Annotated in this window: 19 protein-coding genes; 15 read left to right on the forward strand and 4 right to left on the reverse strand. The window is 67.3% G+C overall.

Annotation, left to right across the window (positions count from 1 at the left end):
- The first annotated feature begins 174 nt into the window (after positions 1-174).
- Positions 175-4,077: an Rne/Rng family ribonuclease gene (locus THSYN_RS37040; protein WP_335582471.1), complete on the forward strand. Its 3,903-nt coding sequence runs from the start codon at positions 175-177 to the stop codon at positions 4,075-4,077.
- Positions 4,078-4,365: 288 nt separating this feature from the next.
- Here THSYN_RS37040 and THSYN_RS22530 read toward each other — a convergent pair whose 3' ends face one another.
- Entirely contained in the window at positions 4,366-5,061 is a 696-nt protein-coding gene (locus THSYN_RS22530) for a hypothetical protein (RefSeq protein WP_100921108.1), read from the reverse strand.
- 776 nt (positions 5,062-5,837) lie between these two features.
- Here THSYN_RS22530 and THSYN_RS22535 point away from each other — a divergent pair.
- The 10 genes from THSYN_RS22535 to ccmI all read left to right on the forward strand — a co-directional run bounded on the left by THSYN_RS22535 (position 5,838) and on the right by ccmI (position 13,562).
- Positions 5,838-6,155, forward strand: a complete 318-nt coding sequence (locus THSYN_RS22535) for an HVO_A0114 family putative DNA-binding protein (protein WP_100921109.1) — start codon at positions 5,838-5,840, stop codon at positions 6,153-6,155.
- Between the two features lie 138 nt (positions 6,156-6,293).
- On the forward strand, positions 6,294-6,911 hold the full coding sequence (ccmA, locus tag THSYN_RS22540) for a cytochrome c biogenesis heme-transporting ATPase CcmA (RefSeq protein ID WP_100921110.1): 618 nt from the start codon (positions 6,294-6,296) through the stop codon (positions 6,909-6,911).
- Between the two features lie 21 nt (positions 6,912-6,932).
- A complete protein-coding gene (gene ccmB / locus THSYN_RS22545) occupies positions 6,933-7,604 on the forward strand; it encodes a heme exporter protein CcmB (protein WP_100921111.1) in 672 nt (223 codons plus the stop codon).
- A 13-nt stretch (positions 7,605-7,617) separates the two neighbouring features.
- Positions 7,618-8,379, forward strand: coding sequence for a cytochrome c biogenesis protein CcsA (ccsA, locus tag THSYN_RS22550; protein ID WP_100921112.1), 762 nt, complete (start codon positions 7,618-7,620; stop codon positions 8,377-8,379).
- 5 nt (positions 8,380-8,384) lie between these two features.
- Positions 8,385-8,564: a heme exporter protein CcmD gene (gene ccmD / locus THSYN_RS22555; RefSeq protein ID WP_100922547.1), complete on the forward strand. Its 180-nt coding sequence runs from the start codon at positions 8,385-8,387 to the stop codon at positions 8,562-8,564.
- On the forward strand, positions 8,561-9,043 hold the full coding sequence (gene ccmE / locus THSYN_RS22560) for a cytochrome c maturation protein CcmE (RefSeq protein ID WP_100921113.1): 483 nt from the start codon (positions 8,561-8,563) through the stop codon (positions 9,041-9,043). Before ccmD ends, ccmE begins: the two co-directional genes overlap by 4 nt.
- Positions 9,040-11,022: a heme lyase CcmF/NrfE family subunit gene (locus THSYN_RS22565; RefSeq protein ID WP_100921114.1), complete on the forward strand. Its 1,983-nt coding sequence runs from the start codon at positions 9,040-9,042 to the stop codon at positions 11,020-11,022. Before ccmE ends, THSYN_RS22565 begins: the two co-directional genes overlap by 4 nt.
- A 177-nt stretch (positions 11,023-11,199) precedes the next feature.
- The gene (locus THSYN_RS22570; RefSeq protein ID WP_100921115.1) at positions 11,200-11,742 is read left to right on the forward strand and encodes a DsbE family thiol:disulfide interchange protein; all 543 of its coding nucleotides are present in this window, start codon (positions 11,200-11,202) and stop codon (positions 11,740-11,742) included.
- Positions 11,743-11,745: 3 nt separating this feature from the next.
- Positions 11,746-12,237 (forward strand): cytochrome c-type biogenesis protein, encoded by a 492-nt coding sequence (locus THSYN_RS22575; protein WP_100921116.1) that lies wholly within the window; start codon positions 11,746-11,748, stop codon positions 12,235-12,237.
- Complete coding sequence (gene ccmI / locus THSYN_RS22580) at positions 12,234-13,562, forward strand: c-type cytochrome biogenesis protein CcmI (RefSeq protein WP_100921117.1); 1,329 nt, start codon at positions 12,234-12,236, stop codon at positions 13,560-13,562. Before THSYN_RS22575 ends, ccmI begins: the two co-directional genes overlap by 4 nt.
- On the opposite strand, the gene THSYN_RS22585 is transcribed toward ccmI, so the two are convergent.
- On the reverse strand, positions 13,559-14,059 hold the full coding sequence (locus tag THSYN_RS22585; RefSeq protein WP_100921118.1) for a YbhB/YbcL family Raf kinase inhibitor-like protein: 501 nt from the start codon (positions 14,057-14,059) through the stop codon (positions 13,559-13,561). The two genes, ccmI and THSYN_RS22585, sit on opposite strands and share 4 nt — an antisense overlap.
- A gap of 607 nt (positions 14,060-14,666) precedes the next feature.
- Between THSYN_RS22585 and fusA the strand changes: the two genes are divergently transcribed.
- Both fusA and THSYN_RS34245 read left to right on the forward strand, forming a co-directional pair.
- Positions 14,667-16,712: an elongation factor G gene (fusA, locus tag THSYN_RS22590; protein ID WP_100921119.1), complete on the forward strand. Its 2,046-nt coding sequence runs from the start codon at positions 14,667-14,669 to the stop codon at positions 16,710-16,712.
- 761 nt (positions 16,713-17,473) lie between these two features.
- Positions 17,474-17,638, forward strand: coding sequence for a hypothetical protein (locus THSYN_RS34245; RefSeq protein WP_157817862.1), 165 nt, complete (start codon positions 17,474-17,476; stop codon positions 17,636-17,638).
- Between the two features lie 104 nt (positions 17,639-17,742).
- On the opposite strand, the gene THSYN_RS22595 is transcribed toward THSYN_RS34245, so the two are convergent.
- Positions 17,743-18,126, reverse strand: a complete 384-nt coding sequence (locus tag THSYN_RS22595; protein ID WP_100921120.1) for a helix-turn-helix domain-containing protein — start codon at positions 18,124-18,126, stop codon at positions 17,743-17,745.
- A gap of 335 nt (positions 18,127-18,461) precedes the next feature.
- On the opposite strand from THSYN_RS22595, the gene folE reads away from it, so the two are divergent.
- The gene (folE, locus tag THSYN_RS22600; RefSeq protein ID WP_100921121.1) at positions 18,462-19,100 is read left to right on the forward strand and encodes a GTP cyclohydrolase I FolE; all 639 of its coding nucleotides are present in this window, start codon (positions 18,462-18,464) and stop codon (positions 19,098-19,100) included.
- A 394-nt stretch (positions 19,101-19,494) separates the two neighbouring features.
- On the forward strand, positions 19,495-20,973 hold the full coding sequence (locus THSYN_RS22605; protein ID WP_100921122.1) for an oligosaccharide flippase family protein: 1,479 nt from the start codon (positions 19,495-19,497) through the stop codon (positions 20,971-20,973).
- Between the two features lie 199 nt (positions 20,974-21,172).
- Here the strand turns inward: THSYN_RS22605 and THSYN_RS22610 are convergent, their stop codons facing one another.
- Positions 21,173-21,883 (reverse strand): hypothetical protein, encoded by a 711-nt coding sequence (locus THSYN_RS22610; protein WP_100921123.1) that lies wholly within the window; start codon positions 21,881-21,883, stop codon positions 21,173-21,175.
- Positions 21,884-21,898: the final 15 nt, after the last annotated feature.

Raw genomic sequence — 21,898 nt, forward strand, 5'->3', positions numbered from 1 at the left:
CCTGCCCCGGTGCGGCCCGCGATCATCGCGGCCCGCCGGCGAGACACCGGACCCCGGCCGCGCGCCGCCGCCCTTGCGGCGGCGCCGCCCGGCCCCGCGGCGGCTGACGGCCGCCGCGTGCCGCCGGGGCTGGCCATCGGCGGGACCTGCGCCCGGAATAAGAAAAGGAACAAGATGAAAAGAATGCTGATCAACGCGACTCAGCCGGAAGAGTTGCGCGTGGCGACCGTCGATGGTCAAATCCTCTATAACCTCGATATCGAATCCCCCGGCCGCGAACAGAAAAAGGCCAACATTTACAAAGGCACCATTACCCGTGTCGAGCCGAGCCTGGAGGCCGCCTTCGTCGACTACGGCGCCGACCGCCACGGCTTCCTGCCGCTGAAAGAAATCTCCCGCATCTATTTCGAGCCCGACACCGCCAAGCCCGGAACCCGCATCAATATCAAGGAGGTGGTGCGCGAGGGCCGCGAGGTGGTGGTGCAGATCGACAAGGAGGAGCGCGGCAGCAAGGGCGCGGCGCTCACCACCTTCGTCTCGCTCGCCGGCCGCTATCTGGTACTGATGCCCAACAACCCGCGCGCCGGCGGGGTGTCGCGCCGCATTGAGGGCCAGGACCGCAGCGAACTGCGCGATGTCATGAGCCAGCTCGCCATCCCCGACGACATGGGGCTCATCGTGCGCACCGCCGGTGTGGGCAAGAACACCGAAGAACTCCAGTGGGATCTGGACTACCTGCTCCAGCTCTGGCGCGCGATCGAGTCGTCCGCTGCCGGGCGCCGCGCGCCCTTCCTGATCTATCAGGAGAGCGACGTCATCATCCGCTCCATCCGTGACTACCTGCGGGTGGACATCGGCGAGATCGTGATCGACGACCGGGCCGTCTATGACCGGGCCGAGGCCTTCATGCGCCAGGTGATGCCGGGCAACCTGAAGAAGCTGCGGATCTACCAGGACGAGGTGCCGCTCTTCACCCGCTACCAGATCGAGAGCCAGATCGAGACCGCCTTCCAGCGCGAGGTGCGCCTGCCCTCCGGCGGCTCCATCGTCATCGATCACGGCGAGGCCCTGACCGCCATCGACATCAACTCCTCGCGCGCCACCAAGGGCGCGGATATCGAAGAGACGGCGCTCAACACCAACCTGGAGGCCGCCGACGAGATCGCCCGCCAGTTGCGCCTGCGCGACTTGGGCGGGCTCTTCGTCATCGACTTCATCGATATGACCCCGCCCAAGAACCAGCGCGCGGTGGAAGACCGGCTGCGCGATGCCTTGAAGCACGACCGCGCCCGCGTCCAGGTGGCACGCATCTCCCGCTTCGGGCTGCTGGAAATGTCGCGCCAGCGCCTGCGGCCGTCGCTGGGTGACTCCACCACCAGCGAGTGCCCGCGCTGCCATGGGCAGGGCAAGATCCGCGGCGTCGAGTCGCTCGCGCTGTCCATCCTGCGCATCATCGAAGAGGAGGCGATGAAGGACAGCTCGGAGCGCATCATCGCCCACCTGCCGGTCAGCGTGGCCACCTTCCTGCTCAACGAAAAGCGCCGCGCCATCCTGGAGCTCGAGGCGCGTCAGGAGGTCCAGGTCCTGTTGCTGCCCAACAAGCACATCGAGACCCCGGACTATCAGATCGAGCGCCAGCGCAGCCAGGACCTGACCAAGCAACCCGACGAGCGGCCCAGCTACGAGCTGGCCGTCCTGCCCCAGTCGGTCGGCGGCACCCACGCGCGGGCGAGCGAGTCGACCCGCAGCGAAGAGCCGACGGTCAAGGCCATCACCCCGACCTCCCCCATGCCCACGCGGGAACCGGCGCCCGAGCCGGAGCGGCCCGATAACGCCTGGACCGCCCGCGCCCCCGAGCGCGAGCCCGCGCGCTATGCCGATCCCCAGGACCCCCAGACCCAGGATCGACCGGCCGCGGAAAACCTGCTCAAGCGCATCTGGACCGGGCTCTTCGCCCCCCGCGTAGAACCCATCGCGCAGCCGCCCATTCGTCCGATCGACACCGAGGAGCGGGCCAACCGGACCGAGCGCCCGCCGCAGGGCGGCCAGCGCCGGCCCGACCAGGGTCAGCGCCCGCGCGGCGAAGAGGGCCGACGCGAGGGGCGGCGTGACGAAGGTCGTGACCAGCGCCCGGGGGCGGCGGCACCCGCCCAGGGTCGCGGCGAGCCGGAGCGCCCGCGTACCGGCGGTCGCGGGGCCGAGCGCCAAGGCGTGCGGCCGGGCGAGCGGCAGACTGAGCGGCCCACCGAGCGCGGAGCCGAGCGCCCGGGTGACAAGCCCGCCGATCGGACCACGGGTCGGACCCCGGATCGGATCGCGGAACGGCCCGAAGACCAAGCGGCCGACCGGGGCGCCGAGCGCAACAGCGGCCGCGAGGCCCAGCGCGCCCAGCCGCGGCCGGACGGCGCGCGGCCCGAGACCGGGGAGCAACCGCGTGAGCGCCGTGAGGGCGAGCCGCGCAGCCGCCGCGGCGGTCGCGGTCGCGGGCGGCGTGACGAGCCGGGGGTCGGCGATGAGGCCCGCGCCGCCGGTGGTCAGCGGGAAGCTGCCCCTGAGCCTGGTCGGGAGCCCAACCGGGAGCCGACCGGCGCAACCCCACGGGAGGCCCGGTCCCCCGGCCAGGCGCCGCGGGGGCACCAGACCCGCGAGCGCACCCCGGCGGGTCCGCCCGCAGCCGACCAGGACGCGGCGCGGGAGCGGCCCTGGACCGACCAGGCACGCCACACCGCCGCGGGCGAATCCGCCCCGGACGCGGTGAACCCTGGCGCACAGCCCCCGGTCGAGACCCTGGTCGCGGTCAGTGCGCTCGCCTTGACCGAGGTCGCCGACCAGTCCGCGCCCGGCGACCAGGCACTGCGGACGCCGGCCCTGGACGCGGCACCCGTCGCCCCGACCCCGGCCACCGCCCCGGTCGGCGACGACACAGTCGGCGCCTTCGAGGCCCCCGCCGCGCCCCCGCACTGGGACCGGGACGCGGCCACGGCCGAGCGCTCCGCACACCAGCACGCCGCCACCACGGCCCCCGACCCCTGGGCCCGGACCGCCATCCCCACCGCCCCGGAGGAGGACCACTGGGACGACGACGACTACGACACCTACCCGGTCTATCCCACGGCGGCGGCCACTGACGCGGTCCCGGCCGGTGCGGCCGGGCCGCACCTCACCGCCGACCAGGGCGCGGAGTTGGAGGGCGACGAGGACGAGTCCGACACCGACCCGGGCGATGGGGACGACCCCGCCGAGGGCACCGACGCGGCCGTCCAGGACCCGGCCGGCCGCCCCCGGCCCCGGCGTCGCCGCGGCGGCCGCAATCGGCGGCGTCCCGGCGCCGAGGCCGCCCGCGCCGCGGCGACCGACGATGCCACTGACGAGACGACGCCGGCCAGCGCCGAGAGCGCCGACGAACCGCGGAACGACCTCGGCCCACGACCAGGTGCCCCGGACGCGGCACCCCAAGGCCCGGTCGTGCCGCCGCAGAGCGCTTTGACCCCGCCCGCACCAGGCGGCGAGTCCCAGCGCGCGCCGGATGGCGACCAGCCCGGCGAATTCGTCGCTGTAACCCAGCCGGCCTTGGGCGCGGTCGCGGCCACGGACGCAGGGGCCCCGTCATCGGCCAGCGACATGGATGCCGGACAAGCCCCGGCGCCGGTCGCCGAAACGACGCCCGAGGCAGTGCCGCCCCCAGTCGCCGCAGCGCCGGCCGAGCCTACACCGGTCGCCGAAATGCCGGCCGATCAGGCGCCGCCCCTGACCCCGACCCCGGCCGCGGCCCCGGCCGACCATGCGCCAGCCCTGACCCCGGTCGCCGAAGCGCCTGCGGAATTGACACCGCCCCCGGTCGCCGAAGCACCGGCCGAGCCCGCACCGCCACCGACCCCGGTCGCCGAAGCACCGGCCGAGCCCGCGCCACCCCCGCCCCCGGTCACCGCCGCGCCGGCCCCGCTCGCCGACGTACCCGCCGAGCCGGCGCCCGTCGCCGCCACGACCGCGGAGCAACTGTCGCCCCCGGCACCCGCCGCTGACGCACCTGCCGAGCAAGCACCGACTCCGGCCCGCGACGAGCACGCCGCCCTCTGACCAAAGCGGGGCTGCACCCCCGAGGGCTGAACGGGGTTAGCTGCGGGATCGCGCCGCACTGGGGTGCGGCGCTCCCAGGCCGGGCCGGACTGGAAGCGAGGCTTGACTTAATGGCAGTGCGCTGCGCGTGGGAGCCGGCAGCGCTTGACGTAACGACATTGCGCGCCAGCCTTGCTCATAACCTCCGGCCACCTCAAGGGCGACATCCGTCGCGGCCTGGGGGCCGCTCCTACGCCGTAGGAGCGGCCCCCAGGCCGCGACGGGTTGCCGCAAGGGCACTGGCCGGCGTTATGACCAAGGCCGACTCACCCGGCGCCTGGTATTCACCCTGGTCAGCAGCAAGCAAGCGCCGATCCCCAGCAGCCCCAGCGTACCGGGTAGCGGCACCACATTACAGGGATCACCGACGCCATATTGATTCACGTAGTTCGTATCCTTGGTGAGCGCGGCTTGCCAGGTAAAGGTAAAGCTGGGATTGGTGCTGATATCGACGCCGGAAAAAAAATACTGTGAGGCCCCGCCGGTATAGCAGGAACCGGTATCGGCGGCTGGTTGAGGGCCCGCGAGCCCGACGTACAATTCGGTCTGGGCTTTGACCAGCACCTGCTCCCGGTAATAGGCAAAGTTCTGAAACTGCACATTGGGCGGGAAGGGATAAAGCGCCAACTTTACGATCGCCTCTGAATTTATTTCATAAAGGTTGGTGGTCAAAAAACGACCGATATTGATGCTGGGAGCCTCAGGGTAGCTGTAGTAGCGATAAAAAACAGTATCGCTGGTAAGCTTCTGCAACGTGCACTCAGCGTCGGCGAACGACGCGATGACGTCCGTGGCGGTAAAAGGTTTGTCGAACGTAGGGGTTTGGGGCACGTCACAATCAGCGTTCGCAGGGGCCGCGAAGGCAATCGTCAGGACCGAAAGCGCCGCGAGCACTCGCACCGCGGCAAGCCATCGACCGCGCCTGAAGGGATTGAAGATCTGCATGTCTGAACCTCGCTATGGACGTTGGGGAATTAAAAGATCAAGACCGGCGCCTCCGCCGGGGCTGAGAGCGCTTAACATTCCATCATTTCAAACATCACCGAATGCCGACCCGGCCGCAAATTTGTACCGATTTCCAACGGCGGCACCGGAACGTAACTGGTCAGCGCATCACCGGTGTCAGTATCGAACAGTTTGACGACTGTTCGAGCGAATGCCACAGACGCAAACATCATCAACGATATCAAACATATCGCTTTAATGCCGCGCCGGGTTCCAGTTAAACACCGCATATGCCGAACCTGCTTACGAAAGAGACTACCCGTTGGCGGCCCTGACCCCGGCCGAGTCCGTACGGATACGTCCTCGTGACGAGACAGATTCTGTCGCGCGCCCACCCCTGCCCAGCGTCCCTTCCACACCGGCGTGGCTGAGGCTAATCCATGCCCAATGCCCCGTCAACCCATCAGGAGAAATTCCGTTCCTATTGCGAACACTACCCTGAAAATGCGCGATTCCAAACACGGTTCACAGTCGAGACTCGCAGCGACGGCCAACGCACCAACTGACCACCTGCCGCCCGCCCCTCGGCGGGTATGTTCCCCTGCCCCAGCCGCTCGGCCGAAGCCCCGAAGGGCACGGTTGTCAACACCGGGCCTTGTTCCCATTGACAACGCCCGCCGCAGCGTTGATCCTTCCTCCATGAAGGCGCAAGAACTGCTGAACGAGCGATCTGCTCGCCGATTTCTGGCGTCAAGTCGACGCCCGGAGGAACTGACATGAACGCGGTCACCATTGGCATCGCCAGCCGCGACGAGACCAACGCCCGCTTTCTGCGGGCGATGGCCGGCGAGCCGCAAGGCGCCTGGAGCACCTTCGCCAGCGTCGCCGATTTGTGGCGGACCCTGACACCGAAACGCTGGGGGCTCCTGCTGGCACTGGCCGGCGCTGGACCGGTCAGTGTGCGCGAGGCCGCGCGCCGGGTCGGACGTGATGTGAAAGCGGTCCATACCGATGTGCAGATATTGCTAAACGCCGGGCTGCTGGAAAAGACCCCCGCTGGTGCGATTGACTTTCCCTTCGTGAACTTCCGTTAAGTTGTAGAAACCGTCCCCAGCGTTTAAGGTTGCCGCCTTTCGCCGTCCCGATCGGCCCTTGCGACCTCGCCCCGGCAGTCGGGGTCCGGACGGGGCGACGTCTTGACCCCCTACCCCGCTTACGGATTGCCCGACCCCATGCTCCAGGTGGCGAAGCTCGAATGTCGGCGCGGCGACCGTTTGCTGTTCTGCGCACTGGACTTTCAGATCGAGGCCGGAACCCTGCTGCATGTGCGCGGGCGCAACGGCAGCGGCAAGACGACCCTGCTGCGGACCCTCTGCGGGCTCTTTACCCAGGACGCCGGCGAGGTGTACTGGAAGGGCGAATCGATCCGGACCCTGGCGGAGGATTTCCGGAGGGATCTCTTGTATCTGGGCCATCTGAACGGCATCAAAGGGGACCTGACCGGAGTGGAGAATCTGCGCCTGGCGGCAACGCTCGACGGCGACCGGGTGGGCCGCGACGCGCTCTGGGCGGCACTGGGGCGGCTGGGGCTTGCCGGCTTCGAGGACCTGCCGACACGGATGCTGTCGCAGGGACAGAAAAAGCGGGTGGCCCTGGCGCGGCTGATCCTGAGCCGGGCGCCGCTGTGGATCCTGGACGAGCCCTTTACCGCGCTGGACCTGGACGCGGTGGACCTGCTCCAGGGCCTGATCGCCGGTCATGTGGCGGCGGGCGGACTCGCGGTGCTTACCACCCACCAGGCGGTGCCCCTGACCTCGGGTCAGGGGCGTCACCTGGATCTGGGCGCCTGAGCGCGCAAGGACTTAAGACAGATGTTCAGGGTTTTCTGGAGCGTCCTGCACCGCGATCTGCTGTTGGCCCTGCGGCGGCGTACCGACGTGCTGACCACACTCTTTTTCTTCGTGATCGTGGTGAGTCTGTTCCCGCTGGGCGTGGGGACCGAGCGGGCGGTGTTGCGGGTCCTGGGCCCGGGCGTGGTCTGGGTGGCGGCCCTGCTGGCGTCCATGCTGGCCCTGGAGCGGCTATTCGCCGCAGACTATGAGGACGGGACCCTGGAGCAACTGTTGTTGACCGATCAGCCGCTGGTGCTGCTGACCCTTGCCAAGGTCACGGCCCATTGGCTCTTGACCGGATTGCCCTTGGTGTTGATCGCGCCCCTGGTCGGGATGCAGTATCACCTGACGGACTCGAGCGTCGCCGTCATGATGCTGTCGCTGCTCCTGGGCACCCCGGTGCTGAGCCTGATCGGGGCCATCGGCGCGGCCCTGACGCTCGGGCTGCGCGGCGGCGGGATCCTCCTGGCACTTTTGATCCTGCCGCTCTACATCCCGGTGCTGGTTTACGGGGCCGGAGCCGTGACGGTCGGCGCCGTTGCGCTCGGCGAGGCCCAGCCCTATCTGACTCTGCTCGCGGCCTTCCTGGTGGCCGCACTCGCCCTGGCGCCCGTAGCTTGCGCCGCCGCCCTGCGGATCTCGATTGAATAGCACGGATATCCCGATGACAAAACCCTGGTCCAGATTCGCCGCTCCGGCTAGCTTTTATCCACTGGCGGGCCGGCTGATCCCCGTGTTCTGGTTACTGGCGGCGGCCTTCATCCTGGTCGCGCTCTATTGGGGCTTTTTTCAGACCCCGGACCAGCTCGGCGGCAGCAACGCCCAGAAGGACTATTACCGGATCATCTTTATCCATGTCGGCACGGCCTGGATGTCGATGTGGCTCTATGCGGTGCTGGTCGCCTGGGCGGCGGTGGGGCTGGTATTCAAGACGCGGCTGTCCTTCATGATGGCCAATGCCATTGCGCCGACCGGGGCCATCTTCACCTTCCTGGCCCTGTGGACCGGGGCCATCTGGGGGCGCCCGAGTTGGGGCACCTATTGGGATTGGGACCCGCGCCTGACCTCGGAGCTGATCCTGTTCTTTCTCTATATCGGTTACATCGCCCTGCACTCGGCCATCGACGACAGCCGGCGCGCCGACCGGGCGGCCGCGCTCCTGGCGATCGTCGGCCTGGTGATGGTGCCGGTGATCTTCTGGTCCATCAACTGCCCGGACCCCAACCAGTGCGCGGCGCTGCATCAGCGCTCGGGACTGAGCAAGGTCGACGGCAATATCCTGTTCGCAATGCTCACCATGACCCTGGGACTCTGGATGTACTCATTCGCAACGACCCTGATGCGCGTGCGCGGCATCATCCTCACCCGCGAGGCCGAGGCCGCCTGGGTCCAGGACCTGGTGCGGGCTCAGGCGCGGGGATCATGAATATCATGAATAAGATACTGGAATTCCTTTCACAAGGCGGTTACGGCGGTTACATCTGGAGCGCCTACGGCATGACCCTGGCGCTGCTGGTCATCGAGACACTGGGGCTGCGCCGCGGCCAGCGGGCGATTCTGGCACGGCTGCAGCGCCTGCTGCGGCTGCGCAACGCGGGAGACAAGCAATGAAGGCAAGACACAAGCGACTGGTGCTGGTGGGCGTGGCGATCCTGGGCGTCGGCGCCGCGGCGACGCTCGCCATCAGCGCCCTGCAAAGCAATATCTCCTATTTCTTCAGCCCGTCGCAGGTGCTGGCGAAAGAGGCCCCGGCCGATCGGGTCTTTCGTCTCGGCGGGCTGGTCAACAAGGGGTCGCTGAACCGCGGGGCGGACGGGCTGACCGTGACCTTCGACGTGACCGACCTGGCGCAGAGCGTCAAGGTCTCCTATACCGGCATACTCCCGGACCTTTTCAAGGAAGGCCAGGGGGCCGTGACCAGGGGACGCCTGGGACCCGACGGGGTCTTCTATGCGGAAGAGGTGCTGGCCAAACACGATGAGGCCTACATGCCGCCCGAGGTCGCGGACAGTCTCAAGACGGCCCAGTCCCAAGGCGCGCCGGCCGCCGCCGCGACGACCTCGGCGGCGCGCCCCGGGGGGGCACAATGATCCCTGAACTCGGACACTTCGCCCTGATCCTGGCCTTGGGCCTCGCCGTCACCCAGGCGATCTTCCCGCTCTGGGGCTCATTCAACGGCCGCCGCGCCTGGATGGAACTGGCCCGCCCCCTGGCCCTGGGTCAGTTGACCTTTCTCTTCCTGGCCTTCGCCTGTCTGATGCAGGCCTTCCTGACCAGCGATTTTTCGGTGGTCTATGTCGCCACCAACTCCAACAGCCTGCTGCCTGATCTCTATAAGATGTCCGCCGTGTGGGGCGCCCATGAGGGCTCGCTCCTGCTGTGGGCACTGTTGCTGGCCGGCTGGGGGGCGGCGGTCGCGCTCTTCAGCCGCAACCTGCCGTTACCGATGATCGCGCGCGTGATCGCGGTCCAGGCGATGATCGCCATCGGCTTTCTGCTCTTCATGCTGCTGACCTCCAACCCCTTCGAGCGCATCTTCCCGGTGCCGCTGGAGGGCCGGGATTTGAATCCGCTGCTGCAGGACTTCGGGCTCGCCATCCACCCGCCGATGCTCTATATGGGCTACGTGGGCTTCTCGGTCGCCTTCGCCTTCGCCATCGCGGCACTGATCGGCGGGAAGCTGGACGCGGCCTGGGCGCGCTGGTCGCGGCCCTGGACCACGGTCGCCTGGGTCTTCCTCACCATCGGCATCGCGCTCGGCTCCTGGTGGGCCTACTACGAACTGGGCTGGGGCGGCTGGTGGTTCTGGGACCCGGTGGAGAACGCCTCTTTCATGCCCTGGCTGGTGGGCACCGCCCTGATCCATTCGCTGGCGGTCACCGAGAAGCGCGGGGCCTTCAAGAGTTGGACCGTGCTGCTCGCCATCGCCGCCTTCTCGCTGTCGCTGCTCGGGACCTTCCTGGTGCGCTCCGGGGTCCTGACCTCGGTCCACGCCTTTGCCACCGACCCGGCGCGCGGGACCTTCATCCTCGCCTTTCTGGTCATCGTCATCGGCGGCTCGCTGGCGCTCTATGCCTGGCGCGCCCCGGCGATCTCCGCGGGCGGACGCTTCGATCTCGTCTCGCGCGAGAGCTTTCTACTGATCAACAACCTGCTGCTCGCCGCCTTGGCGGCCCTGGTGCTCTTCGGCACCCTGGCCCCGCTGATCTACGAGGCGGCCGGCTGGGGCAAGATCTCGGTCGGTTTCCCCTGGTTCAACATGATGTTCGTGGCGCTCTCCCCGCTCCTGGTGCTGGCCATGGGCATCGGCCCCCTCACCCGCTGGAAGCACGATGACGCGGACCGCCTGCTGCGCCTGCTCTGGCTGGCGCTGGCGGTGAGCCTGATCATTGGGGTGGTCACCGCGACCGGCCTGGTCCTGCCGGGAAATTTCCATGTGGGACTGGGGCTCGGGCTCACCGCCTGGCTCGTCCTCACCCACCTGATCGCCCTGGGCGAGCGGGTGACCCAGCGCGGATTGCGCGGGTTCACGACCGACTTGGGCGGTCAGGGCCGCAGTTGGTACGGCATGTGGCTGGCCCACGTCGGCATCGCCGTCTCCATCGTCGGCGTGACCATGGTCACCAGCTTCGGGATCGAGACCGACGTGCGGATGTCGCCCGGCGCGGTCCACGAGACGGCCGGCTATCGCTTCCAATTCAACGGTGTCACGACCATCGTCGGCCCCAACTACCAGGCCAGACGGGGCGAGTTCCGCATCTTCCGGGGCGACCGGCAGATCGCCGTCCTGCAACCGGAGAAGCGCGCCTATGTGGCCGGCGGCATGCCCATGACCGAGGCGGGGATCGACCCCGGGCTGCTGCGCGACCTCTATGTGTCACTGGGTGAGCCGGTCGGCGATCAGGGCGACTGGGCGGTGCGGCTCTACTACAAGCCCTATGTACGCTGGATCTGGCTCGGCGGCATCCTGATGGCCTTGGGCGGCCTCTTGGCGGTCAGCGACCGGCGCTATCGCACGGCCCGCCGCACCAGCGCCGCGACCTTGCCGGCCGGCGCGGCGGCGGCCTGATGGCGGGAAGCGGACGTCCGGGTGCGATCAGAACTGATGCGGTGACCGAGATCCCGGTTACGCTGTCGTTGTCGTTGTCGTTGTCGTTGTCGAATAATCCGACCACGATTACGACAACGACAACGACGCCCCCGGAAGTCCCGTACCATTAGTATTAATTCGGATTGAGGATCGATAATGGCAGGCTCCACCACCCGCTACCTGGTACCGCTCGGTGCCTTTCTGGCGCTCGCCGCCCTGCTCTTCTACGGGCTCGGGTTGGACCCCGGCAAGGTCCCCTCGCCGCTGGTGGACAAACCCTTGCCGGCCTTTGAGCTTGAGTCGCTGAAGGAACCGGGCAAGCTGATCAGCTCCGAGGCCCTCAAGGGCCAGGTCTCATTGGTGAACGTCTGGGCGTCCTGGTGCCCGTCCTGCCGCCAGGAACACGCGCAACTGGTGCGCGTGGCACGCGAGTCCGGGGTGCAGGTGGTCGGCTTCAACTGGAAGGACGAGCGGGCGGCGGCGCTCGAGATGCTGCAACGCTTCGGTGACCCCTATGCCATGATCTTCTTCGACCCGACCAACAAGGTGGGGATCGACCTGGGGGTCTATGGCGCACCCGAGACCTTCATCGTCGACCCCGCGGGCATCATCCGCCATAAGCGCATCGGACCGATCGACGACCAGGTCTGGCGCGACGAGATGCTGCCGGTGATCACGAAGTACACACCCAAAGGATAGCCCATGAGTCCGAGACGCCTCCTCGCCCCAGCCCTGCTGGCCGCCCTGCTCGCCGGGGGGGGCGCCACCGCCTTTACCCTCCAGGAGTTCAGCTTCGACACCCCGGCCCAGGAACAGTCCTTCCGTGACCTGACCAGCAAGCTGCGCTGTCTGGTGTGCCAGAATGAGTCCCTGGCCGCGTCCCAGTCGGACCTGGCGCAGGATCTCCGCAAAGAGGTCTATGCGATGATGCGCGCGGGCAAGTCCCAGGACGAGATCACGACCTTCCTGGTCGATCGCTACGGCGACTTCGTCCTGTATGAACCGCCGGTCAAACCGTCCACCTACCTGCTGTGGTTCGGTCCCTTTGCCCTGGTCGCCATCAGCGGCTTCTTCCTGCTGCGGGCCCTGCGCCGCCAGGGCACCGCGCCGGCGGAAACCCTGAGCGCGGCCGACCAGGCCCGTATCGAGCAACTCCTCGCCGCGACCGGCGACCCCAAAGAACCAGCCAAATGATCATCTTCTGGATACTTGCCGCCGGGCTCACGGGCCTGGCCGTGCTCTTTATCGTCTGGCCGCTGCTGCGCGTCCCGACCGCGGATACGGCGCCGAGCCAAGGGCAGTTGAACCTGGAGGTCTTTCGGCGCCGCCGCGACGAATTGGACGGCGACCTCGCGGCAGGCGTCCTGGTCCGGGAACAATACGACGCGGCCCGCAAGGACCTGGAGCGGGAACTGCTCTATGACTTGGGTGGGGACGCGGACGCGGCCCCCGGGGGCGTCGCCGTGTCACGCCGCAGCGACGACGGCCGGGCGCCCGTCCTGGCCCTGATCCTGGGCGTCGCGCTCCCGGTGGCCACCGTGCTTGCCTACCTGCAACTGGGTGATCAGGGCGTCATCCCGCGGATCGAGGCGGCCGGGGCTGAGACGGGCGAGGCCGCCCCGGCCGACCTTCAGGCGGCACAGTCCCTGGAGGTCCTGGCGCAGGGGCTGGCCGAACGGATGCAGAAGGCCCCCGACAACCTGGACGGCTGGCTGATGCTCGGGCGCACCTATTTCGCGATCGGGCAGCCGGCGAAGGGCCTGGAGGCCCTGGAGCGCGCCTACCAACTCGCCCCCGAACAGGCCGGCGTGCTCGCCGCCTACGCCGAGGCCTTGGGCGCCAACGCGGGTAACCGCCTGAGCGGTCGCCCGGCGGAACTGATCCGCACCGCCCTGCGCCTGGAGCCCGCCAACCCCAATGCCCGCTGGCTCGCCGGGATGCTGGACTATCAGGAGGGGCGCTTCAGCGCGGCGGTGCAGGCCTGGCAGGGGCTCTTGAGCGAATTGGACCCGGCCGGGCAGGAGGCGCAGCAACTCGGTGAGATGATCGCCGAGGCCCAGGGCCAGGCGGGCACGCCGTCGGCGGCCGCCGCGGCACCAGCGTCGGGCGCGAACGCCGCCGCACCCGCCCCGGCGGTCGCCGGTCAGGCGGGGACCGCGGCCGGGGGCACCGGGGCGCGCATCCAGGTGAGCGTCACGCTCGCCCCCGCGCTGGCCGCCCAGGCCACCCCCGACGACACGGTGTTCGTCTTCGCCCGCGCCCCGGCCGGACCGCCCATGCCGCTGGCGGTGCAGCGCCTCAAGGTCGCCGATCTGCCCGCGACCCTCAGCCTGGACGACAGCATGGCCGTCATCCCGACCCTGCGCCTCTCCGGCTACCCGGAGGTCTTGGTCGGTGCCCGCATCTCCAAGAGCGGGCAGGCCACACCGGCCGCCGGTGACCTGGAGGGTCAGACCGGCCCGGTCAAGGCGTCCGGGGGCGCCGCGGTCGTCGTGGCGATCGACCGCGTGAGGCCCTAGGACCGGTCGCCGAACTTCCGGTAAGTGCCGACCAGCGCGGTATAGGCCAGGATGTGGTCCTCCATGGCCAGCAGCAGGTCGTTCTTGGTGGGATTACCCAGTTCGGCCGGAAGTCGCGTGTCCAGGGCATACAACCGGTGGAAATAGCGGTGACGGCCGCTGGGCGGACAGGGACCGCCATAGTCGGTGCGACCCCAACTGTTGAGCCCCGCGACGCACCCCGCGGGCAGGGCCGCGGGCAGGGCCGCGGCGCCGGCACCCTCGGCCAGTCCGGCCGCGGTGGGCGGGAGGTTGTAGAGAATCCAATGATCCCATACCATACGGGGAGCGGCGGGGTCCGGGGCGTCCGGGTCATCGACGATCAGGACCAGACTCTCGGTACCCTCCGGGAGGCCCTGCCAGTAAAGTCCGGGGGAAACATTCGCCCCTTCGCAGGTATACTTAGGGGGAACCTCGCCACCCTCATCGAATGCGTCAGATTTGAGAACCAGTGTCATCTTCTGCCTCCGCGGGCCTGCTAAATTATCAACCAGTGTGGGAACATTATCGGCGATTCGGTCGCGCAATGTACCCCGGGCCGCCCCGCTTGGCGCTGATGATGAAACTTTGGTAATTTTGTACCCGATAATCGGCAGTCCGGGCCCCGCACCAGCCCCAGCAAGGCAACCGCGGACCGGCGCGGACCGGAAAAAAAATACAACCTGTGAGGCTGATTGAGTGGAACTCTCTGCTGCCCACCTGGTCATCGGGTCATGAGGACAAAATCGCCCTAGAGACGGTTTTACCCCTCCCTAGCTGTGCGTCCTTCGGCGGCCGAATGGCCGCCTTTTTTTTGCTCTTATTTTTATAATGTTACCGGAAGGAACCGGAGCCGTACGAGGTTCACTGGGACCCCAACATCCGGGCCGGAAAATCCTCGACCGTGCCATCCGCGACCCGACGACGGTCAATTCCCACCAAGACAATCTGCACGGCCCCACCGGTCCGAGCGGGGAGTTACGGTATAATTTCGCGTTCATGACGAGACCGATCGGGAGGCGGTACGCCGCCCCCCCGACCTGCGCCGCCCCGTCACGCCAGCCACCACGCAATACAGGATCTCCGATGTCTGATTACAACGCCGAGGACGTCCGCAACATCGCCCTGCTCGGGCACGCCGGCAGCGGCAAGACCACCCTGGTCGAGGCCCTGCTTGCCGCCGCTGGCGCCATCGCCGCGCCGGGCAGCGTCGCCAAGGGGACGACGGTGTGCGACTTCGACCCGCTGGAGAAGGAGCTGCAGCACTCGCTGGACTCCGCCATCACCAGCCTCGACAACCGCGGCAAGCATATCAACATCATCGACACCCCCGGCTATCCGGACTTCCTGGGGCGCAGCATCTCGGTGCTGCCGGCGGTCGAGACCGCCGCCGTGGTCATCAATGCCCAGGCCGGGATCGAGTCGGTCACCCAGCGGGTCATGAAGCTGTTGGACAACCGGCACCTGTGTCGACTGATCATCGTCAACCAGATCGATGTCCCCGGCGTGGATCTGGGCGTGCTCACGACCCAGATCCGCGAGACCTTCGGCGCCGAGTGTCTGCCCATCAACCTGCCGGCGGACGGCGGCTCCCGGGTCATTGATTGCTTCTTCCAGCCCCAGGGCGAGGGCGCGGACTTTTCCTCGGTCGCCCAGGCCCATGGGCACATCATCGACCAGGTGGTGGAGGTCGACGAGGCCCTGATGGAGATTTACCTGGAACAGGGACAGGACCTGGCGCCGGAGCAACTCCATGACCCCTTCGAGACGGCGTTGCGCGAAGGCCATCTGATCCCGATCTGTTACTGCTCCGCCACCTCCGGGGCCGGCATCCCGGAGCTGCTGGAGATCCTGGTCCGCCTGATGCCCAACCCGTCCGAGGGCAACCCCCCCGTCTACCTTAAGGGTGAGGGTGCCACGCTGGAGCCGGTCGCGGTCGCCCCGGACCCGACCAAACACGCGCTGGCCCATGTGTTCAAGATCATCAACGACCCCTTCCGCGGCAAGCTCGGCATCTTCCGCATCCACCAGGGACGCATCAGCCAGAACAGCCAACTCCTGATCGGCGACGCCCGTAAGCCGTTCAAGGTCAATCACCTGTTTCGGCTCAACGGCAACGAGCAGATCGAGGTGGCGGACGGCGTCCCCGGGGACATCCTGGCCGTGGCCCGGGTGGACGAGATCCACTTCGATGCGGTGCTGCACGACTCACACGATGAAGACCATCATCACCTGAGCACCATGGAGTGCCCCGTCCCCCTGTTCGGGCTCGCCATTACCACGGCTAAGCGCGGTGACGAACAGAAACTCAACGACGCCCTGCATAAGCTACAGGCCGAGGACCCTTGCTTCCACGTCGAGCACCACGCCGCGACCAACGAGACCATCATGCGCGGTCTGGGTGAGCTGCATCTGAAGGTCCTGCTGCGGCGGCTCTCCGAGCAGTTCCATGTGGACGTGGAGACCCGCCCGCCGAGTATCCCCTACCGCGAGACCATCTCCGCCAAGGCCGAGGGGCACCATCGGCACAAGAAGCAGACCGGCGGCGCCGGTCAGTTCGGCGAGGTCTTCCTGCGGGTGGAGCCCTTGGCGCGCGGGGCGGGGTTTGAGTTCGAGGACGCCACGGTGGGTGGGGTCATCCCCGGCAACTTCATTCCCTCGATCGAAAAGGGTGTGCGCCAGGTGCTCGCTGACGGCGCCATTGCCGGTTACCCGCTCCAAGACGTACGCGTGACCGTCTATGACGGCAAGTTCCACCCGGTGGACTCCAAGGACATCGCCTTCTCCACCGCCGGGCGCAAGGCCTTCATCGACGCCATCGACAAGGCGCGACCGGTGATCCTGGAGCCGATCGTCAAGATCCGCGTAGTCGCCCCGGACTCCTGCATGGGCGACCTGGCGGGTGACCTCTCCGGACGGCGGGGACGCATCAGCGGCAGCGAGTCGCAGAGCGGCGGGCGCATCGTCATCGACGGCGAGGTACCGCTGGCGGAATTGAGCGGCTATGACGCCCGCCTGAAGGCCCTGACCGGGGGCGAGGGTACCTATGGTATCGAGCTCAGCCGCTATGAGCCGGTACCGGCCGCGATCCAGAAACAGTTGGCGGACGCCTATCAGCGTAGCGAGGACTAGCCGGCGTTGAAAAGCAGATAGCTCGCCCCGCATGTGCGGGGAGCGCGCGAGCGGCGCTGGACACTGCGATGCCGACGGCTGGCGGCCCGCCGATCCGGGCGACGACGGACACCCCGCGCAGCGGCGGCGTCAGTGCGCCTGACGCGGCGGGTGCGGCCCGCCGTCGGCCGCGCCACCGGGCACTGCAAGTGTCCAACAGCGGCCCTAAGGCCCGTTCCAATCAACCAAGTACGGCACTGACCAGGAGCAAACAGCATGACCAAAGAACGCAGCCCCAAGAAAGAGACCAAGAAAAAATCCGGCCTGAACCTGAAGGAGAAGCGCGCCGCGAAAAAAACCAAGCAGGACAACAAGCCCCAGTAGAGTTGCAACCGGATGTCGCCTGCCGCCCAGGGCGCGCCGTGCACCAGCCCGGCGCGTTTGCCGCTGTGGATACCGGCCTGCGCAAGGCGATGCCAGGTCGCTGGGCAGCGTATGCGAGCCCTGGATGAGGCAAGCCCAGCGCGACGTTTTCCCGCCGGCCGCGGTCCCGGCACGACCCATGACTGACCAAGTGGGGCGCACCCGCGCAGCAGCTCGCGGTTTACGGGAGGCCCAAGACCATCGGCGGATATTCCGCCGCCCCGTCCGTAACAAAATCTTTACATATTTCTGCAATCCCTGACGCCCATCACAGAGCGAATTCATGCCTTGGGCCATGCTTTGGCTACACGCAAGAGCACCACAAGAGTGCCACCCAACGCAGCGCCGGGAGCAAGAAAATGTCACCTAAACTGATCCTCTGGCTGGTCGTGTCACTCCTAGCCACCACCTGGTACGCGCTCGACCCGGAGGCCGGCGGCCCCTTCTTCGCGGCCCCAACCCATGACATCGCGCTCGCCGATGTGGTCCCCACACTGCGCCCGCAGATTGCCCGCAATCCTTAGGCCGCCATCACTTAAGTCGGCGTCACTGTCCGCGCGTCTTGCGCGGATACAGGGGGATTGCCGCCACCGACTCAAGGCCGCCCGCGGGCCGTCAGCGAACCGCCCTACGGCTTCTTGGCGCGCTTGGACTTGACCGCGGGCAGCGTCTGCGCCAGTTCGCGCAGGCGCACCCGGCTGTCGTCGTCGGTGGCGCGATAGCGGGCGATCAGTGCGGCCTCGTCCTGGTCGAGCGCGGGGTTGTCGTCCAGGCACAGGAGCCAGGTGGGGCTGACGGTGCCCAGGGCCGCGGCCAGGACCATGGACTCCTCCAGACCCATCCGCCGCAGGCCCTGCTCATAGTTGCTGATGCGGGACTTGGAGTAGCAGCCGGTGCGCTCGGCCAGTTCGCTCAGCGACAGTTGCTGGTCGTGACGGGCCTCACGCAGGCGGTTGCCGATACGCTGGGTCAGGTCGGCGATGGGATCGATCGTGACGGCGGTGTCGCTCATGGGGGCCTCTTGGATGTTTGCTCTGCACGATGGTAAGGGTAGCCCAGGTCTGACACGGTTTGCATCCCATTCCGAGATAACCCGGCGCCGCCGATGGCGCCACACCGGGCCGCGGTGGTGACGTCACGCGGCGCGGCGCGCCCGCCCCGCCACGGGTTGCTTCAGCAGCACCCGAACCAAACACGAAGTGGAGCGGTCGGTCGCGGCGACCGGGCCGCGGGAGTTTCGGTCCCAGGTCGTTCCATTTTGCGGACTTACCCCCATTCTTGCTAACGGATCATGTTCGACCGCCGCGGGTTCAGCACCCGGAAGACCGTAACCACAGGGCCCTATCCATGTCCGAAAAACCTAAGCTGTCTAAGGTCCTTGCCGAGGCACGCTACGCGGCCACCTTCGAGGCCGAGTCCGAAGAAGAGGTCTACGACCGTAAGAAGGAGGCCCTGGTACGCTCCATGCTTCAGGAGATCGGCGAGGACCCCGACCGGGAAGGTCTGCGCCGCACCCCGTTGCGCGTGGCCAAGGCGATGGACTTCCTGACCAGCGGCTATCAGCTCTCGGCCGCAGAGATCATCAAGAAGGCACTGTTCGTTGAGGACGTGAAAGAGATGGTGGTGATCCGCGACATCGAGTTCTACTCCATGTGCGAGCACCACATGCTGCCCTTCTTTGGTCATGCCCACGTCGGCTATCTGCCCAACGGCAAGGTGGTCGGCCTGTCCAAGGTCGCCCGGGTGGTCGACTGCTTCGCCCGCCGCCTCCAGGTCCAGGAGCGCCTCACCAACCAGGTAGCCGACGCCCTGATCGAGCACCTGGGCGCCCATGGTGTGGCCGTGGTCATGGAGGCAAGTCACACCTGCATGATGATGCGCGGGGTCCAGAAGCAGCGCAGCACCACCGTCTCCAGCGCCATGCGCGGGTCCTTCGAGACCAACCAACTCACCCGCGCCGAGTTCATGTCCTTCATCCGCGCCTGAGCGGCGTCGTGCCGCCGACAGCGGCAGCACCCGGTGGGGACCTCGGTTACCGCTCGACGAAGCGATCCAGGACCGCCACCCGCCCGGGCTGAGACTCGCGCAGCGCGCCGATCTGCCGGTACAGCACGGCGGATGCCGCCTTAATCGTCGTTCCGGTCAGCCGTGGCCTATGGTGAACCGGAGGTCGAGGCTTCAGCCGGTGGCGGCCTCTGACGCATCCTCGTGGAACTGCGTCGGCGTCGGCACCGCCGACCGGCTAAAGCCTCGGCCTCCAGTTCGGGGGATCGCCCGGGAGGTTGTCGACCCAGGGGGCGTCGGGGTCGCACCCGACCGGCACCGCGCGCCGCTGCCGCGCTAGAATGCCCACCCGCCCCCAGTCCCGGAATCCGCCCATTTGAACCCGCTCAAGCGCCTCGCCTCCCAGACCGCCATCTACGGGGTCAGCAGTGTCCTGGGACGCTTCCTCAACTACCTGCTGGTACCGCTGCTGACCTACACCTTCGCCCCGGCGCAGTATGGTGTGGTAGCGGAGTTCTATGCCTACATGGGCTTTCTGGCGGTGCTTCTCACCTTCGGGCTGGAGACCGGGTATTTTCGCTTCCGCGCCGGCGGCGAGCAGGCGCCGGCCGTGGTCTACGCCACCGCCCTGCGGGTCATGCTGGTCGCGAACCTCGCCTTTCTGCTCGGCGCCTGGCTGCTGCGCCAGCCGGCCGCGGATCTGCTGCGCCACCCGCTGCACCCCGAGTACATCTGGTGGTGCGCCGCCATCCTGGCCTTCGACTCCATCGGTGCCATCGCCTTCGCACGCCTGCGGGCGGAGAACCGGGCGGTCCGCTTTGCCCTGATCAAGGTGCTCGAGATCGCGCTGAACGTGGGGCTCAACCTCTTCTTCATCCTGGGGCTCAAGGCGGCCTTCGAGACCGACCCCGGCTCCGTGCCCGGCCGCCTGTGGGACCCCGCCATCGGGATCGGCTATGTGTTCATCGCCAACCTAGCGGCGAGCCTGCTCAAGCTCCTCATGCTGGCACCCCAGTTCCGGGGTGGGCTGGCCGGGTTCGATTCCGCCCTCTTGCGCCGCCTGATCCGCTATTCCCTGCCGATGGTGATCATCGGCCTGGCGGGCATCGTCAATGAGATGCTGGACCGGGCGGCGCTCAAGTACCTGCTGCCCTATGACGACACCACCAACATGGCGCAACTCGGCATCTACAGCGCCTGCTACAAACTCTCGATCCTGATGACGCTCTTCATCCAGGCCTTCCGCTATGCCGGCGAGCCCTTCTTCTTCGCCTATGCCAGGCACGAGGACGCCCGCCGCGTCTATGCCATCGTGCTCAACTGGTTCGTCATCTGCTGCGTCTTCCTCTTTCTCCTGGTCACCCTGTTCCTGGACGTCTTCCAGTATTTCGTCGGCGCGGCCTATCGGGAGGGGCTCACCGTGGTCCCGGTGCTGCTGTTCGCCAACCTGCTGCTCGGCATCTATGTGAACCTCTCCATCTGGTACAAGCTCACCGATCGGACCCTGCTGGGGGCCGCGGTCTCACTCATCGGCGCGGCCATCACCGTCGGCGTGCTGCTCACCCTGATCCCGCGCTACGGCTATGCCGGAGCGGCCTGGGCGCACCTCGCCTGCTACAGCGCCATGGTCGTGATCTCATACCTGCTGGGGCGGCGTTACTATCCGGTCCCCTACGACCTCAAGCGAGTCTTCGGGTATCTGGCCCTGGGGCTCGGGCTCTACGGGGCGAGCCGGGTCCTGGTGGACGCTCTGGGCTTCCCGCCGGCGCTCGTGGGGCTCGCACTGATGGTCCTGTTCTTCGCGCTGGTGTTCGCCGTTGACGGGCGGGCGCTGATCCGCCGCCGCGGGACTTGAGGCCCGGCGCGGATGCGCTATGCTGACCCGAATACGCTGACCGGCGCCCGGTCGGGACCCTGGCGACCCTCTACCCGGATGACTCGCTCGTCCGCCTGGCGACCCGCCGCGGCGTGCTGGTGATGGGCATGGGCGACGAGACCATGGATATACTCAATCCCCAGGCGCTGGGGGCCGATGGTTGAGCCTTGGCGGTATCCTAAACGCCTGTGCGGCCCTGCGTCGGGGCCAAACTCCGCGCGCAGCGGTCGGCGGCAGTCTGCATCACCTCCTTGAGCCGCTGCCCCCCGTTGACCTGAAAATCGTGGCGATCGATCTGGAGTGCCGGATCAGGCGTGAGGGAAGAAACTGCGCAGGCGTTCTGCCACAGAATCACCCCCGTGGGGCTAAGGATGCGCGCATGGGCCTGGAGTATGTACTGGTAGGTCGCCCACGCCAGTGGCCGATAGGCCAGCAGGTTGATATCGGTTGCGACTTCCAAGGTATAACGGCCCGGGGCCTGGACCTTTCCTGCCGCGGCCGTTCCGGAACGCAACTGCGTAACCAAATCCAGGTTCAATGACAGCTCTTTGCCAAGAATATCCCGCAACGATGAAGCGATCAGTTCGCTCGGACTCGGCGGCGTCGACGGCCGCCCTTCAGGGCGCGTCAGGGCATCCGTTGCAGCGGTTAAACCAACTGCAATGATCGCTTCGGCCGGGCTCGTTGCAGTGGCGATCGATGACCTTCCCACGCCACCCGCAGTCATCACGTTCAGCGGTGGCCCCGTCATTGCGATGACGGCAATTTTCTCGGCTTTAAGATTCACCGGCAACCCACTCCCGTCCGGCTTCACCGGGGATACCCCGGTGCAGCCGGACAGCAGGGCGAGGGTAAACGCCGTCAACCTCAGGCTTGCGTGCATCTTCATTGCCTTATTCATCGT

It is taken from the genome of Candidatus Thiodictyon syntrophicum, assembly GCF_002813775.1.
GTDB lineage: Bacteria > Pseudomonadota > Gammaproteobacteria > Chromatiales > Chromatiaceae > Thiodictyon > Thiodictyon syntrophicum.

What these genes read in the sequence shown, in the direction of transcription:
- THSYN_RS37040 (WP_335582471.1), top strand. Translation starts at nt 175, where the DNA reads ATGAAAAGAATGCTGATCAACGCGACTCAGCCGGAAGAGTTGCGCGTG.
- THSYN_RS22530 (WP_100921108.1), bottom strand. Translation starts at nt 5,061, where the DNA reads ATGCAGATCTTCAATCCCTTCAGGCGCGGTCGATGGCTTGCCGCGGTG.
- THSYN_RS22535 (WP_100921109.1), top strand. Translation starts at nt 5,838, where the DNA reads ATGAACGCGGTCACCATTGGCATCGCCAGCCGCGACGAGACCAACGCC.
- ccmA (WP_100921110.1), top strand. Translation starts at nt 6,294, where the DNA reads ATGCTCCAGGTGGCGAAGCTCGAATGTCGGCGCGGCGACCGTTTGCTG.
- ccmB (WP_100921111.1), top strand. Translation starts at nt 6,933, where the DNA reads ATGTTCAGGGTTTTCTGGAGCGTCCTGCACCGCGATCTGCTGTTGGCC.
- ccsA (WP_100921112.1), top strand. Translation starts at nt 7,618, where the DNA reads ATGACAAAACCCTGGTCCAGATTCGCCGCTCCGGCTAGCTTTTATCCA.
- ccmD (WP_100922547.1), top strand. Translation starts at nt 8,385, where the DNA reads ATGAATAAGATACTGGAATTCCTTTCACAAGGCGGTTACGGCGGTTAC.
- ccmE (WP_100921113.1), top strand. Translation starts at nt 8,561, where the DNA reads ATGAAGGCAAGACACAAGCGACTGGTGCTGGTGGGCGTGGCGATCCTG.
- THSYN_RS22565 (WP_100921114.1), top strand. Translation starts at nt 9,040, where the DNA reads ATGATCCCTGAACTCGGACACTTCGCCCTGATCCTGGCCTTGGGCCTC.
- THSYN_RS22570 (WP_100921115.1), top strand. Translation starts at nt 11,200, where the DNA reads ATGGCAGGCTCCACCACCCGCTACCTGGTACCGCTCGGTGCCTTTCTG.
- THSYN_RS22575 (WP_100921116.1), top strand. Translation starts at nt 11,746, where the DNA reads ATGAGTCCGAGACGCCTCCTCGCCCCAGCCCTGCTGGCCGCCCTGCTC.
- ccmI (WP_100921117.1), top strand. Translation starts at nt 12,234, where the DNA reads ATGATCATCTTCTGGATACTTGCCGCCGGGCTCACGGGCCTGGCCGTG.
- THSYN_RS22585 (WP_100921118.1), bottom strand. Translation starts at nt 14,059, where the DNA reads ATGACACTGGTTCTCAAATCTGACGCATTCGATGAGGGTGGCGAGGTT.
- fusA (WP_100921119.1), top strand. Translation starts at nt 14,667, where the DNA reads ATGTCTGATTACAACGCCGAGGACGTCCGCAACATCGCCCTGCTCGGG.
- THSYN_RS34245 (WP_157817862.1), top strand. Translation starts at nt 17,474, where the DNA reads ATGTCACCTAAACTGATCCTCTGGCTGGTCGTGTCACTCCTAGCCACC.
- THSYN_RS22595 (WP_100921120.1), bottom strand. Translation starts at nt 18,126, where the DNA reads ATGAGCGACACCGCCGTCACGATCGATCCCATCGCCGACCTGACCCAG.
- folE (WP_100921121.1), top strand. Translation starts at nt 18,462, where the DNA reads ATGTCCGAAAAACCTAAGCTGTCTAAGGTCCTTGCCGAGGCACGCTAC.
- THSYN_RS22610 (WP_100921123.1), bottom strand. Translation starts at nt 21,883, where the DNA reads ATGAAGATGCACGCAAGCCTGAGGTTGACGGCGTTTACCCTCGCCCTG.